This is a genomic window from Enterobacter sp. BIDMC92, assembly GCF_001030225.1.
Classification (GTDB): Bacteria; Pseudomonadota; Gammaproteobacteria; order Enterobacterales; family Enterobacteriaceae; genus Enterobacter; species Enterobacter sichuanensis.
In genome coordinates this window covers 4,560,645-4,575,411 of the sequence record NZ_KQ087598.1, presented here as the reverse complement: position 1 = coordinate 4,575,411, position 14,767 = coordinate 4,560,645, and the positions used below count along the sequence as shown (strand labels likewise).

Annotated in this window: 14 protein-coding genes; 11 read left to right on the top strand and 3 right to left on the bottom strand. The window is 56.0% G+C overall.

From position 1 onward, the window contains the following. Position 1: 1 nt before the first annotated feature. The 6 genes from ubiJ (at position 2) to tatD (ending at position 4,718) form a co-directional block, all read left to right on the top strand. Entirely contained in the window at positions 2 to 607 is a 606-nt protein-coding gene (gene ubiJ, locus SP99_RS21470) for a ubiquinone biosynthesis protein UbiJ (protein WP_045285587.1), read from the top strand. After that, positions 604 to 2,244 (top strand): ubiquinone biosynthesis regulatory protein kinase UbiB, encoded by a 1,641-nt coding sequence (gene ubiB, locus SP99_RS21465; protein ID WP_047959679.1) that lies wholly within the window; start codon positions 604 to 606, stop codon positions 2,242 to 2,244. The genes ubiJ and ubiB overlap by 4 nt, the downstream gene beginning before the upstream one ends. A gap of 76 nt (positions 2,245 to 2,320) precedes the next feature. After that, complete coding sequence (gene tatA / locus SP99_RS21460; RefSeq protein WP_025757521.1) at positions 2,321 to 2,575, top strand: Sec-independent protein translocase subunit TatA; 255 nt, start codon at positions 2,321 to 2,323, stop codon at positions 2,573 to 2,575. A gap of 3 nt (positions 2,576 to 2,578) precedes the next feature. Then, on the top strand, positions 2,579 to 3,121 hold the full coding sequence (gene tatB, locus SP99_RS21455; protein ID WP_045285588.1) for a Sec-independent protein translocase protein TatB: 543 nt from the start codon (positions 2,579 to 2,581) through the stop codon (positions 3,119 to 3,121). 2 nt (positions 3,122 to 3,123) lie between these two features. Continuing rightward, a complete protein-coding gene (tatC, locus tag SP99_RS21450) occupies positions 3,124 to 3,894 on the top strand; it encodes a Sec-independent protein translocase subunit TatC (RefSeq protein ID WP_025757519.1) in 771 nt (256 codons plus the stop codon). Positions 3,895 to 3,935: 41 nt separating this feature from the next. After that, a complete protein-coding gene (gene tatD, locus SP99_RS21445; protein ID WP_047959678.1) occupies positions 3,936 to 4,718 on the top strand; it encodes a 3'-5' ssDNA/RNA exonuclease TatD in 783 nt (260 codons plus the stop codon). Here the strand turns inward: tatD and rfaH are convergent. Next, positions 4,715 to 5,206: a transcription/translation regulatory transformer protein RfaH gene (gene rfaH, locus SP99_RS21440; protein WP_020882871.1), complete on the bottom strand. Its 492-nt coding sequence runs from the start codon at positions 5,204 to 5,206 to the stop codon at positions 4,715 to 4,717. The genes tatD and rfaH overlap by 4 nt on opposite strands. A 173-nt stretch (positions 5,207 to 5,379) precedes the next feature. Between rfaH and ubiD the strand changes: the two genes are divergently transcribed. Both ubiD and fre read left to right on the top strand, forming a co-directional pair. Continuing rightward, on the top strand, positions 5,380 to 6,870 hold the full coding sequence (ubiD, locus tag SP99_RS21435; protein ID WP_197086114.1) for a 4-hydroxy-3-polyprenylbenzoate decarboxylase: 1,491 nt from the start codon (positions 5,380 to 5,382) through the stop codon (positions 6,868 to 6,870). A 42-nt stretch (positions 6,871 to 6,912) separates the two neighbouring features. Beyond that, positions 6,913 to 7,614, top strand: a complete 702-nt coding sequence (gene fre / locus SP99_RS21430; RefSeq protein WP_045285590.1) for an NAD(P)H-flavin reductase — start codon at positions 6,913 to 6,915, stop codon at positions 7,612 to 7,614. A 161-nt stretch (positions 7,615 to 7,775) separates the two neighbouring features. Here the strand turns inward: fre and fadA are convergent, their stop codons facing one another. Beyond that, positions 7,776 to 8,939 (bottom strand): acetyl-CoA C-acyltransferase FadA, encoded by a 1,164-nt coding sequence (gene fadA, locus SP99_RS21425; protein WP_025757514.1) that lies wholly within the window; start codon positions 8,937 to 8,939, stop codon positions 7,776 to 7,778. A gap of 9 nt (positions 8,940 to 8,948) precedes the next feature. Further along, positions 8,949 to 11,138: a fatty acid oxidation complex subunit alpha FadB gene (fadB, locus tag SP99_RS21420; protein WP_047959676.1), complete on the bottom strand. Its 2,190-nt coding sequence runs from the start codon at positions 11,136 to 11,138 to the stop codon at positions 8,949 to 8,951. Between the two features lie 190 nt (positions 11,139 to 11,328). Here fadB and pepQ point away from each other — a divergent pair, with 190 nt between their 5' ends. From pepQ to trkH, 3 genes are read left to right on the top strand one after another with little or no spacing between them, the layout of a single operon-like run. Continuing rightward, the gene (gene pepQ / locus SP99_RS21415; protein ID WP_047959675.1) at positions 11,329 to 12,660 is read left to right on the top strand and encodes a Xaa-Pro dipeptidase; all 1,332 of its coding nucleotides are present in this window, start codon (positions 11,329 to 11,331) and stop codon (positions 12,658 to 12,660) included. Further along, entirely contained in the window at positions 12,660 to 13,274 is a 615-nt protein-coding gene (locus SP99_RS21410) for an IMPACT family protein (RefSeq protein WP_047959674.1), read from the top strand. The genes pepQ and SP99_RS21410 overlap by 1 nt, the downstream gene beginning before the upstream one ends. A 39-nt stretch (positions 13,275 to 13,313) precedes the next feature. Beyond that, complete coding sequence (trkH, locus tag SP99_RS21405) at positions 13,314 to 14,765, top strand: Trk system potassium transporter TrkH (protein WP_023309600.1); 1,452 nt, start codon at positions 13,314 to 13,316, stop codon at positions 14,763 to 14,765. Positions 14,766 to 14,767: the final 2 nt, after the last annotated feature.

Below are 14,767 nucleotides of genomic sequence, written 5' to 3'. Positions count from 1 at the left end.
CGTGCCCTTTAAACCCTTAGTCACCGCAGGCATCGAGAACGTACTGAATGCCTTTCTCTATCGCGCGCCGGCGCTAAAAGCCGCACGCCAGCGGCTCAACGGGAAGGTATTACGCATTGTTTTAAAAGAGTTCTCGACGCCGCTTGTGCTGGTCTTCAGCGAACGCCAGCTTGACGTCCTGGGTGAGTGGGAAGGTGAAGCCGACTGTTCGGTCATCACGCACATGAGCGTGTTGCCTAAACTGCGCGACCGTCAGCAATTAACGGCGCTGATCCGCAGCGGTGAGCTGGAAGTGGAAGGCGACATTCAGGTTGTCCAGAGCTTCGTGGCGCTCACCGATCTGGCGGAGTTCGATCCGGCAGAGCTGCTCGCGCCGTTTATTGGTGACATTGCCGCTGAAGGGATCGGTAAAGCCCTGCATGGCGGAACGGCCTTCCTGCGTAAAAGCCTGCAACGACAGCAACGCTATGCGGCGGAAGTGCTGACGGAGGAGTGGCGAATGGCGCCCGGGCCACTGGAAGTGGCGTGGTTTGCGGAAGAGACCGCTGCTGTTGAACGTGCGGTTGATGCGTTAACCAAACGGCTGGAAAAACTGGAGGGCAAATGACGCCTGGTGAAATTCGGCGCCTCTACTTCATCATTCGCACCTTTTTGAGCTACGGGCTCGACGAGCTTATCCCCAAAATGCGCATTACGCTGCCGCTGCGTATCTGGCGGCGGATGCTGTTCTGGATGCCCAATCGCCATAAAGGTCAGCCGCTGGGTGAGCGTCTGCGTCTGGCGCTGCAGGAGCTCGGTCCGGTATGGATTAAATTTGGTCAGATGCTATCGACCCGCCGCGATCTCTTCCCGCCGCTCATTGCTGATGAACTCGCGCTGCTGCAGGATCGCGTTGCGCCGTTTGACGGTGCGCGCGCGAAAAAGCAAATTGAAGAGGCGATGGGCAATATTCCTGTCGAGACCTGGTTTGACGATTTCGATATACATCCCCTGGCGTCAGCCTCTATCGCGCAGGTGCACACTGCGCGTCTGAAAGAAAACGGCAAAGAAGTGGTGATTAAGGTCATTCGCCCGGACATCCTGCCGATCATCAAAGCAGACATGAAGCTGATTTACCGTCTGGCGCGCTGGGTACCGCGTTTGCTTCCGGACGGGCGTCGTCTGCGTCCGATGGAGGTGGTGCGGGAGTATGAAAAAACCCTGATTGATGAGCTTAACCTGCTGCGCGAATCAGCAAACGCCATTCAGCTGCGCCGCAACTTTGAAAACAGCCCGATGCTCTATGTACCCGAAGTCTACTCTGACTACTGCAGCCAGAATATGATGGTGATGGAGCGAATCTACGGGATCCCCGTCTCGGATGTGGTGGCCCTGGAGAAACAGGGAACGAACATGAAGCTGCTGGCCGAGCGCGGTGTGCAGGTCTTCTTTACCCAGGTATTCCGCGACAGCTTTTTCCACGCAGACATGCACCCGGGCAATATCTTCGTCAGCTACGAGCATCCTGAAGATCCGCAGTACATCGGCATTGACTGCGGGATTGTAGGCTCGCTGAACAAAGAAGATAAACGCTATCTGGCTGAAAACTTTATTGCCTTCTTTAATCGCGATTACCGTAAAGTGGCTGAACTGCACGTTGATTCCGGATGGGTTCCGCCGGACACCAATGTCGAAGAGTTTGAGTTTGCTATCCGTACCGTCTGCGAACCGATTTTTGAAAAACCGCTGGCGGAAATCTCTTTCGGCCACGTGCTGCTGAATCTGTTTAACACCGCTCGTCGCTTCAACATGGAAGTGCAGCCACAGCTTGTTTTACTTCAGAAAACATTACTTTACGTTGAAGGTGTAGGTCGACAGCTCTATCCTCAGTTAGACTTGTGGAAGACGGCGAAACCGTTCCTTGAATCCTGGATTAAAGATCAGGTCGGCATTCCGGCTCTGGTGCGGGCATTCAAAGAGAAAGCACCGTTCTGGGTTGAGAAGATGCCGGAGCTTCCGGAACTGGTCTATGACAGTTTGCGTCAGAGCAAGAACCTTCAGCTCAGCATGGATAAAATCGCCCACGAGCTTCAGTCAAACCGGGTTCGTCAGGGCCAGTCTCGCTATCTGTTTGGCATTGGCGCAACCCTGCTGTTAAGCGGTACGTTGCTGTTAATCAACCGTCCGGACTGGCAGATGATGCCCGCCTGGCTGATGGCCGCCGGGATCGTGGTCTGGTTCATTGGCTGGAGAAAGACGCGCTGAGCAGGCGTCGCTATCACCAGGCCGCATACGTATAATGCGGCCTGACTCCTTAATCATCTATCACTGAGGAATATGTATGGGTGGTATCAGTATCTGGCAATTGTTGATCATTGCCGTCATCGTCGTGCTGCTGTTTGGCACCAAAAAGCTCGGTTCCATTGGGTCCGATCTGGGCGCGTCTATCAAAGGCTTCAAAAAAGCGATGAGCGATGATGAGAACAAGCAGGATAAATCCAGCCAGGACGCTGATTTTACTGCTAAGTCCATCTCCGACAAGCAGGATGATGCGAAAAAGGAAGACGCTAAACGCCACGATAAAGAGCAGGTGTAAGTCGTGTTCGACATTGGTTTTGGTGAGCTGCTGCTGGTCTTCGTGATTGGCCTGATTGTGTTGGGTCCACAGCGTTTACCCGTTGCAGTAAAAACGGTTGCGGGGTGGGTGCGTGCGCTTCGTTCGCTGGCATCCACCGTACAGAACGAGTTGGCGCAGGAACTTAAGCTGCAGGAATTCCAGGAAAGCCTGAAAAAGGTCGAGAAGGCGAGCATGGATAACCTTACGCCGGAACTGAAAGCCTCAATGGATGAACTGCGCGAAGCGGCAGAGTCCATGAAGCGCTCGTACAGCGTCAACGACCCTGAAAAAGCGAGCGATGAAGCCAACACCATTCATAACCCGGTGGTGAAGGGCAGCGAGGCGCAGCGTGAGGGCGTCACGCCAGCCAGCGCTGAGCATCAGGTTGACGCCCCAGAACAGACGCCGCAGGAAGCCGAAGTGAAAAAACAGGCGCAATCAGTAGAGCCCGCGGTTAAAGCGGCTGAAGCGAAGCCCGTCGCACCTGTTTCCGAATCATCCCCCTCGTCGAGTGATAAAGCGTAAACATGGCAGTAGATGATACTCAACCGCTCATTACGCACCTCATTGAGCTGCGTAAGCGCCTGTTAAACTGCATTATTGCAGTTTTCGTGATTTTTTTATGCCTGGTCTATTTCGCCAATGATATCTACCAGGTTGTCTCTGCACCGTTGATCAAGCAGATGCCGCTGGGCGCAACGATGATTGCGACGGACGTGGCTTCTCCGTTCTTTACCCCCATCAAGCTCACCTTCTGGGTATCGTTGATCGCCTCTGCGCCAGTCATTCTGTATCAGGTCTGGGCGTTTGTGGCGCCGGCCTTGTATAAGCATGAACGCAAGCTGGTGATCCCGCTGCTGATCTCCAGTTCTCTGCTGTTTTATATCGGCATGGCGTTTGCCTATTTCGTCGTCTTCCCGCTGGCTTTCGGGTTCCTGACGCACACCGCGCCGGAAGGGGTTCAGGTGTCGACGGATATCGCCAGCTACCTCAGCTTTGTGATGGCGCTGTTTATGGCGTTTGGCGTGGCCTTCGAAGTACCGGTGGCCATCGTGCTGCTGTGCTGGGTTGGGGTCACGACGCCGGATGACCTGCGTAAGAAGCGTCCCTATATCCTGGTTGGCGCATTCGTGGTTGGCATGCTGCTGACTCCGCCGGATGTTTTCTCCCAGACCCTGCTGGCCATACCGATGTACTGTCTGTTTGAGGTCGGCGTCTTCTTCTCGCGTTTCTACGTGGGAAAAGGTCGTCGCGCGGATGACGAAGACGATACGTCGGACAAGACCACTGAAGAGTAAAACCAGCCGCCCGTCAGGGCGGTTGTTACATGGGGATTTGCATGTTTGATATCGGACTTAACCTGACCAGTTCGCAGTTTGCGAAAGATCGTGATGAGGTGGTTGCGCGCGCGTTTGCCGCCGGGGTGAACGGATTGCTGCTGACGGGCACCAACCTGCATGAAAGCGAGCAGGCGCAGCAGCTGGCGCAACGCTACGAGCGCTGCTGGTCTACTGCCGGGATGCATCCTCACGACAGTAGCCAGTGGACGCCGCAGAGCGCTGAAATCATTCACCGGCTGGCGAAAACGCCTGAGGTGGTGGCCATTGGAGAATGCGGACTCGATTTCAACCGTAACTTTTCCACTCCAGCCGAACAGGAAAAAGCCTTTACCGCCCAGCTTGCGCTGGCGGCCGAGCTTGAAATGCCGGTGTTTATGCACTGTCGCGACGCGCATGAGCGTTTCCTCGCTCTGCTGGATCCGTGGCTGGATAAACTGCCTGGCGCGGTGCTGCACTGTTTTACCGGTTCACGCCAGGAGGCGCTTGAGTGTCTGGATCGCGGGCTTTTTCTGGGCATTACCGGCTGGGTTTGCGATGAACGTCGCGGGCTGGCGCTTCGTGAGCTGTTACCGGCGATCCCGGTCGACCGGCTGCTTCTGGAAACCGATGCACCTTATTTGCTCCCGCGCGATATGCAACCCAAACCGGCTTCGCGGCGAAATGAGCCCGCTTACCTGGGACACATTGTTGAGCGTGTAGCGACGTGGCGCGGAGAGGATCCGGCCGAGCTTTCCGCGCAAACGGATGACAACGTGCGTACGCTGTTCGGGATACGTTTTTAAACTTTGCGGAAGTCGGTGTTTTTCACGCTCTGCAGCACCTGCTTGTTCAGCAGATTGAGCAACAGCATGGAGCGCGCTTCGCCGTCCGGCTCGGCAAAAATTGCCTGCAGGCCTTCAAAAGCCCCTTCCGTAATAACGACGCTGTCTCCCGCGTACGGAGTTTCCGGGTCGGTGATGCCTTCAGGTTGTTGATAAACCGAAAGCTGGTGAATGACCGTCGACGGAACCGTTGCCGGGTGAGCGCCAAAACGAACGAAGTGGCTGACGCCACGCGTGGCGCTGATGGTGGTGGTGTGGATCACCTCCGGGTCGAACTCAACGAACAGATAGTTCGGGAACAGAGGTTCACTGACGGTTGTGCGCTTCCCGCGCTGCATTTTTTCAAGCGTGATCACGGGCGTCAGGCAATTTACAGACTGACGTTCAAGATGTTCCTGCGCGCGCTGAAGTTGCCCGCGTTTGCAATACAGTAAATACCAGGCCTGCATAATCACTCTTTCCCTTAGTTCGGGGCGCAAGCATATCAAAACCCTGGCGGGATCGCTAAGCTGATTATAATGGGGGAAATGGGAACAGAACGCATAAGTTCACGCTTGTTTAACAAAATTACAGCATCACGCAGGCTAACGCCGTATAATGAAGCGCTTACAGAGAGGCCATGATTAACTGCATGAAATACCACGATCTCCGCGACTTCCTGACGCTGCTGGAAAAGCAGGGTGAACTCAAACGCATTACACTTCCTGTTGATCCGTATCTGGAGATGACAGAAATTGCTGACCGCACCCTGCGTGCCGGTGGCCCTGCATTACTGTTTGAAAATCCGAAGGGTTACTCAATGCCGGTGCTGTGCAACCTGTTTGGTACGCCGCGTCGTGTCGCACTGGGAATGGGGCAGGAGGACGTCACGGCGCTGCGTGAAGTGGGTAAGCTGCTGGCGTTTCTGAAAGAGCCGGAGCCACCAAAAGGTTTCCGCGACCTGTTTGACAAACTGCCGCAGTTTAAGCAGGTGCTGAACATGCCCACCAAACGCCTTCGCGGCGCGCCATGCCAGCAGAAAGTGCTGGAAGGTGATGCAGTTGATTTGACCAAAATCCCGATCATGCAGTGCTGGCCTGAAGACGCTGCGCCTCTCATCACCTGGGGGCTGACCGTCACGCGTGGGCCGCATAAAGAGCGGCAAAATCTGGGTATTTACCGCCAGCAGTTGATTGGCAAGAATAAGCTCATCATGCGCTGGCTGTCGCATCGCGGCGGCGCGCTGGATTTCCAGGAATGGTGTGCTGCGCATCCGGGTGAACGTTTCCCTGTGTCTGTTGCGCTCGGCGCTGACCCGGCCACCATTCTGGGCGCGGTAACGCCGGTGCCGGATACGCTGTCAGAATATGCCTTCGCAGGCCTGCTGCGCGGGACCAAAACCGAAGTCGTGAAGTGTATTTCTAACGATCTTGAAGTCCCGGCCAGTGCGGAAATTGTGCTGGAAGGTTACATTGAGCAGGGTGAACTGGCACCGGAAGGTCCTTACGGCGACCACACTGGCTATTACAACGAAGTGGATAATTTCCCGGTGTTTACCGTGACGCACATAACCCAGCGTGCAGATGCGATTTACCACTCCACGTATACCGGACGTCCACCGGATGAACCTGCAGTGCTGGGCGTGGCGCTGAATGAAGTGTTTGTGCCGATCCTGCAAAAGCAGTTCCCGGAAATTGTTGATTTCTATCTGCCGCCTGAAGGATGCTCGTATCGCCTGGCAGTGGTCACGATGAAGAAGCAGTATCCGGGCCACGCTAAACGCGTGATGATGGGCGTATGGTCATTCCTGCGCCAGTTTATGTATACCAAATTTGTTATTGTCTGCGATGATGACGTTAACGCCCGCGACTGGAATGACGTAATCTGGGCCATTACCACGCGAATGGACCCGGCGCGCGATACGGTGTTAGTCGAAAACACGCCGATAGATTACCTGGATTTTGCCTCGCCGGTTTCCGGCCTTGGCTCAAAAATGGGACTGGATGCCACAAATAAATGGCCTGGCGAAACCGACCGTGAATGGGGTCGCCCGATCAAAAAAGATCCTGCTGTGACCGCGCGAATTGACGCGATCTGGGACGAACTGGCCATAATGAATAACGGTAAACCCTGAGCTGACCGTTAAGCCCTTTAGACTTCCCGACAGAGAGAGCGAATGACAACCTTAAGCTGTAAAGTGACCTCGGTAGATGCCATCACCGACACCGTATATCGCGTCCGTTTAGTGCCAGAAGCGCCATTCTCTTTCCGCGCGGGTCAGTACCTGATGGTCGTGATGGATGAACGTGATAAGCGTCCTTTCTCTATGGCCTCAACGCCAGCGGAGCAGGAATTTATTGAGCTTCATATCGGCGCGTCAGAGCTTAACCTGTATGCGATGGCCGTCATGGACCGCATTCTTAAAGAGCGTGAGATCGTGGTGGACATTCCACACGGTGACGCGTGGCTGCGTGATGACGAAGACCGTCCGCTGATCCTGATCGCCGGGGGGACAGGCTTCTCCTACGTACGTTCTATTCTGCTGACTGCCCTCGCGCGTAACCCGGACCGTGATATCACCATCTACTGGGGTGGCCGTGAAGAGAAACATCTCTACGACCTGTCTGAACTGGAAGCGCTGAGCGTCACCCATCCTAACCTGCGTGTTGAGCCGGTGGTTGAACAGCCGGAAGAGGGCTGGCGTGGGCGTAGCGGTACAGTGCTGACGGCAGTACTGCAGGATCACGGCACGCTGGCAGGGCATGATATCTACATCGCTGGCCGTTTTGAGATGGCGAAAATTGCCCGCGATCTGTTCTGTAATGAACGTGACGCGCGTGAAGACCGCCTGTTTGGCGATGCGTTTGCGTTTATCTAAATAAAAAACCCGCCCCTGACAGGCGGGAAGAACGGCAACTAAACTGTCTCTCTTCGCCAGTGACGTCACTGGCGGCGAGGTACCTCTCGTAGGCCGGGAAAGCGCAGCGCCTCCCGGCAAAAGCCCGATGGTGCGATGCTTATCGGGCCTACGTTATAGCCTTACACTCTCTCAAACACCGTCGCGATACCCTGACCCAAACCAATACACATCGTTGCCAGACCAAACTGGGCATCTTTGCGTTCCATCAGGTTGATAAGCGTGGTGCTGATGCGCGCCCCGGAGCAGCCCAGCGGGTGACCGAGGGCGATCGCGCCGCCGTTGAGGTTGATCTTCTCGTCTATCTGCTCCATCAGCCCCAGATCTTTAATGCACGGCAGGATCTGCGCGGCGAAGGCTTCATTCATCTCAAACAGGTCGATATCGCTGGTGGTTAATCCTGCTTTTTTCAGCGCCAGCTTCGAGGCCGGAACCGGACCGTAACCCATAATCGAAGGATCGCAGCCCACGACCGCCATTGAGCGCACGCGGGCGCGAGGCGTTAGCCCCAGCTCGCGGGCGCGGCTTTCGCTCATCACCAGCATCGCGGCCGCGCCGTCGGACAGCGCCGACGAGGTACCGGCTGTTACCGTACCGGTGACCGGATCAAACGCCGGGCGCAGCGTGGAAAGGGCTTCCACGGTGGTTTCCGGGCGGATCACCTCGTCGTAGCTGAACTGCTTCAGAACGCCGTCAGCATCGTGGCCGCCGGTTGGGATGATCTCATTTTTGAATGCGCCGGACTGCGTTGCGGCCCATGCGCGAGCGTGAGAGCGCGCGGCAAAGGTATCCTGCATTTCACGGCTGATGCCGTGCAGGCGGGAGAGCATCTCAGCGGTGAGGCCCATCATCCCCGCGGCTTTCGCCACGTTACGGCTCATGCCCGGGTGGAAATCGACCCCGTGGCTCATCGGTACGTGACCCATATGTTCCACGCCGCCGACCAGGCAGGCCTGGGCATCGCCGGTCATGATCATACGTGCCGCATCGTGCAGCGCCTGCATGGACGAACCACACAGACGGTTAACGGTGACGGCCGGAACGGAATGTGGGATCTCCGCCAGTAGGGAGGCATTACGGGCGATGTTGAAGCCCTGCTCCAGGGTCTGCTGCACGCAGCCCCAGTAGATATCGTCGAGTGCAGCCGGATCCAGCGCCGGGTTACGCGCCAGCAGGCTACGCATCAGGTGCGCGGAGAGGTCTTCCGCACGCACGTTGCGGAATGCGCCGCCTTTTGAACGGCCCATCGGGGTGCGAATCGCATCAACAATGACAACCTTTTCCATTGTGACTCCTTAAGCCGTTTTCAGCTCGCCAACCGGACGGGCTGGCTCAACTGCTGGATAGTAGGGTTCGTTATGGCGCGCTTTGTTGCGCAGCCCTTCCGGCACCTCATACAGCGGGCCGAGGTGCTGATACTGCTGGGCCATATCGAGATAGCGGGCGCTGCCGAGCGTGTCCAGCCAGCGGAACGCGCCACCGTGGAACGGCGGGAAGCCCAGGCCGTATACCAGCGCCATATCGGCTTCTGCCGGGCTGGCGATGATGCCTTCTTCGAGGCAACGCACCACTTCGTTGATCATCGGAATCATCATCCGGGCGATGATCTCATCGTCGGTGAAGTCGCGTTTCGGCTGACTGACACCGGCCAGCAGGCTATCCACCGCCGCGTCTTCTTCTTTCTTCGGTTTGCCTTTGCTGTCTTCTTTATAGCGCCAGAAACCCAGGCCGTTTTTCTGACCAAAGCGGTTGGCGTCAAACAGGGCGTCAATGGCGTCGCGATAATCTTTCTGCATGCGTTGCGGGAAGCCCGCCGCCATGACTGCCTGAGCGTGATGTGCCGTATCAATGCCGACCACATCCAGCAGATACGCCGGACCCATCGGCCAGCCGAACTGTTTTTCCATTACTTTGTCGATTTTGCGGAAATCCGCGCCGTCGCGCAGCAGCTGGCTGAAACCGGCGAAGTAAGGGAACAGGACGCGGTTGACGAAGAAACCCGGGCAGTCGTTAACAACGATCGGCGTTTTACCCATCTTGCTTGCCCACGCCACCACTTTGGCAATGGTGTCGTCAGAGGTTTTTTCCCCGCGGATCACCTCGACCAGCGGCATACGGTGTACCGGGTTGAAGAAGTGCATCCCGCAGAAGTTCTCCGGACGCTTCAGCACGCTCGCCAGCTCGCTAATTGGGATCGTTGAGGTGTTAGACGCCAGGACGGTATCCGGGCGAACCTTCTCTTCCGTTTCCGCCAGTACCGCTTTTTTCACTTTCGGGTTTTCTACGACCGCCTCAACTACCACGTCCACGCGGTCGAAACCGGTGTATTCCAGCGTTGGCTGGATAGTCGAGATCACACCGGAGAGCTTAAGTCCGTCAATTTTGCCGCGTTCCAGCTGTTTATTCAGCAGCTTGGCCGCTTCGGTCATCCCCAGCGTCAGGGATTTCTCACTGATGTCCTTCATCACCACCGGCACGCCTTTCCAGGCAGACTGGTAAGCGATGCCGCCACCCATAATGCCAGCGCCAAGCACGGCCGCATGTTTTGGTGTCTCAACGTTTTTGGTCAGCTGTTTAGCTTTACCCTTCACGAACTGATCGTTGAGGAAGATGCCAACCAGCGCGCGGGCTTCGTTGGTATGTGCCAGCGGGACAAAGCTCTGGTTTTCCAGCTTCAGGGCTTCATCGCGGCCAAAGCGGGCGGCGGCTTCAATGGTCTTCACCGCCGTGATCGGCGCCGGATAGTGTTTACCCGCGGTCTGCATCACCATGCCTTTGGCGATGGTGAAGCTCATCGTGGCTTCAATCTTGCTGAGTTTTAACGGCTCCAGCTTCGGCTGGCGTTTGGCTTTCCAGTCGAGATCGCCGTTTATCGCCTGACGCAGAATGGCGAGGGAGCCTTCAATCAGTTTTTCTGGCTTCACGACACCGTCGACCAGGCCGATTTTCTGCGCCTGTTCTGCACCGACATCTTTACCTGCGGCAATGATCTCAAGTGCGCTGTCGGCACCCAGCATGCGCGGCATGCGCACGGAGCCGCCAAAGCCCGGCATGATACCCAGCTTCGTTTCCGGAAGGCCAATGCGCAGGTCCGGCGTAGCCAGACGGTAATCAGTCGCTAACACACATTCGCAGCCACCGCCCAGCGCGTAGCCGTTGACGGCGGAGATCGTCGGAACAGGCAGATCTTCCAGACGATTAAAGACGCTATTGGCAAAATGCAGCCACTGGCTCAGTTGCTCTTCAGGCACCAGGAAGAGCGAGAGGAATTCGGTGATATCGGCGCCGACAATAAAGGCCGCTTTGTTCGAGCGCAGCAGCAGCCCTTTTAGTTCAGATTGTTTTTCAAGAACATCCAGCGCCTGGCCAAGACTGGCCACCGTCGCGGTATCAAGCTTATTTACTGAGCCGGGGGCATCGAACACCAGTTCGGCAATGCCATCTTCCAGCCAGTTGAGGTACAGGGTGTCGCCTTTGTAGAGCATGTCAGTCTCCTGAATCCAGCAAGTGGATCTGGTCATACCAGATGAGTCGGAGTGTGGGATTTATGTTAATAAAATGCAAATTACTCATTAAGAAATTGCTGCATTGATCACGGTCGGCGGAAATCACGCAGCCGGAGAGAGGTGTGCTAAGATGCGATGACTTGAGGTCAAAAAAACGAAAGGAAGAATGATGGACTCACTGGCTTCGCTTTATAAAAATCATATCGTTACCCTACAGGAACGTACCCGCGATGTACTGGCCCGCTTTAAGCTGGATGCGCTGTTGATCCACTCCGGCGAGCTGATGAATACCTTTCTCGACGACCACGCTTACCCGTTTAAGGTGAACCCCCAGTTTAAAGCCTGGGTGCCGGTGACTCAGGTTCCAAATTGCTGGCTGCTGGTGGATGGCGTGAACAAGCCGAAACTGTGGTTCTACCTGCCGGTCGATTACTGGCACAACGTGGAACCGCTGCCGACCAGCTTCTGGACAGAAGAAGTGGAGGTCATCGCCTTACCAAAAGCCGACGGCATTGGCAGCCAGCTGCCTGCCGCACGCGGCAACATCGCCTATATTGGTCCGGTACCGGAACGTGCGCTGGGCCTGGACATTCCGGCCGACAAGCTCAACCCGAAAGGGGTGCTGGATTACCTGCACTATTACCGCTCGTATAAAACCGACTACGAACTTTACTGTATGCGTGAAGCGCAAAAAACGGCGGTGAATGGTCACCGTGCGGCGCACGAAGCGTTCCAGTCGGGTATGAGCGAGTTCGATATCAACCAGGCCTATCTGACCGCGACAGGCCACCGTGATACCGATGTGCCGTACAGCAATATCGTCGCGCTCAACGAGCATGCTTCTGTGCTTCACTACACCAAACTGGATCATCAGGTTCCATCGGAAATACGCAGCTTCCTGCTTGATGCGGGTGCCGAGTACAACGGTTATGCGGCGGACCTGACCCGAACCTGGGCGGCCAACGCGGACACCGATTTCGCACAGCTGATTAAAGACGTGAACGATGAACAGCTGGCGCTTATTAGCACCATGAAGGCGGGAACCCGCTATGTGGATTACCACATCCAGTTCCATCAGCGCATTGCGAAACTGCTGCGTAAGCATCAGATTGTGAAAGACATGAGCGAAGAGGCGATGGTTGAGAACGATCTGACCGGGCCATTCATGCCGCACGGTATTGGTCACCCGCTGGGTCTGCAGGTTCACGACGTTGCCGGCTTCATGCAGGACGATACCGGTACGCACCTGGCGGCACCGTCTAAATACCCTTACCTGCGCTGCACCCGCATTCTTGAGCCGCGTATGGTGTTGACCATCGAGCCGGGGATCTACTTTATCGAATCCCTGCTGGCACCGTGGCGTGAAGGTCAGTTCAGCAAACACTTCAACTGGGAAAAAATTGACGCGCTGAAGCCGTTTGGTGGTATTCGCATCGAAGATAACGTTGTGGTTCACGAAAATGGTATCGAGAACATGACGCGAGACCTGAAGCTGGCCTGATGGAAAGCTGGCTGATACCGGCTGAACCGGTCACCTTTGTTGAGGAAATCAAGAAAAGCCGCTTTATTACGCTGCTGGCGCATACCGACGGCGTGGACGCGGCAAAAGCGTTTGTCGAGTCCGTTCGGGCTGCACATCCTGACGCGCGTCACCACTGCGTGGCGTGGGTGGCAGGGCCGCCGGACGATTCACAGCAGCTGGGGTTTTCCGACGACGGTGAACCGGCGGGCACGGCCGGTAAACCCATGCTCTCGCAGCTGATGGGCAGCGGCGTGGGTGAAATTACCGCCGTGGTGGTGCGCTATTACGGCGGCATTTTGTTAGGTACTGGTGGACTGGTTAAAGCCTATGGCGGGGGCGTGCAGCAGGCGCTTAATATGCTGGTCACTACCCGCAAAACGCCGCTCACCGAATATACTTTGTTATGCGATTACGCCCAGCTCTCGGGTATTGAAGCGCTGCTGAAGCAGTTCAATGGTGTCATCGCACACAGTGAATATCAGGCAATGGTGCAATTACGCGTGGCGCTTCCTCAGGCGGAACTGGCTGCTTTTTCAGCAAAACTGGCTGATTTTAGTCGTGGTTCGTTGCAATTGCTGTCGATTGAAGAATAATCCCCACCTCACTTTTGAATACCAAAGGAAGCGGCAGAGATGCATTTTCGTGCCATAACCCGAATCGTTGGACTGCTGGTCATACTCTTTTCCGGGACGATGATCCTCCCAGGACTTGTGGCGCTTATCTACCGGGACGGCGCAGGGCGGGCGTTTACTCAGACTTTCTTTGTCGCGCTGGCGATTGGCTCGCTGCTGTGGTGGCCAAACCGTCGTCAGAAAGGTGAGCTGAAATCTCGCGAAGGATTTCTGATTGTGGTTCTGTTCTGGACGGTGCTGGGAAGCGTCGGTTCGCTCCCCTTTATCTTCTCAGAACAGCCTAACCTGAGCATCACGGATGCCTTTTTTGAATCCTTCTCCGGCTTAACGACAACCGGGGCGACGACGCTGGTGGGTCTGGATTCACTCCCGCACGCGATTCTCTTTTATCGCCAGATGCTGCAGTGGTTCGGGGGGATGGGAATCATTGTCCTGGCCGTCGCCATTCTGCCTATTCTGGGCGTCGGTGGGATGCAGCTCTATCGCGCCGAAATGCCCGGGCCGCTGAAAGACAACAAAATGCGGCCTCGTATTGCCGAGACGGCGAAAACCTTATGGCTGATTTATGTTCTGCTGACGGTCGCCTGTGCGCTGGCGCTATGGTTTGCCGGGATGCCGGCTTTCGATGCTATCGGACACAGTTTTGCGACGATTGCCATCGGCGGGTTCTCCACCCACGATGCCAGTGTGGGCTACTTCGACAGCCCAACGATCAATACTATTATTGCGATTTTCCTTCTGATCTCCGGTTGTAACTATGGCCTGCACTTCTCTTTACTGAGCGGGCGTAGCCTGAAGGTGTACTGGCGCGACCCGGAGTTCCGTATGTTTATTGGGGTTCAGCTTACGCTGGTCATCATCTGTACCCTGGTGCTGTGGTTCCATGATGTCTATAACTCGGCATTGACGACCCTGAATCAGGCGTTCTTCCAGGTGGTATCAATGGCGACAACCGCCGGGTTTACCACGGACAGTATTGCACGCTGGCCGCTGTTCCTGCCGGTACTTCTGCTATGTTCCGCCTTTATCGGCGGCTGTGCGGGGTCGACTGGCGGTGGCCTGAAGGTGATTCGTATTCTGCTGTTGTTCAAGCAGGGCAACCGTGAGCTGAAACGTCTGGTCCACCCGAACGCGGTCTATAGCATCAAACTGGGGAACCGCGCGCTGCCGGAACGTATCCTCGAAGCGGTGTGGGGGTTCTTCTCAGCCTATGCGCTGGTCTTTATCGTCAGTATGCTGGCGATAATCGCGACGGGAGTGGATGATTTCTCCGCCTTTGCGTCCGTCGTCGCAACATTGAATAACCTGGGGCCCGGACTTGGGGTGGTGGCGGATAACTTTGCCAGCATGAACCCGGTCGCGAAATGGATCCTCATCGCCAATATGCTGTTTGGTCGTCTTGAGGTCTTTACGCTGCTGGTACTGTTCACTCCTACCTTCTGGCGCGAGTAAGG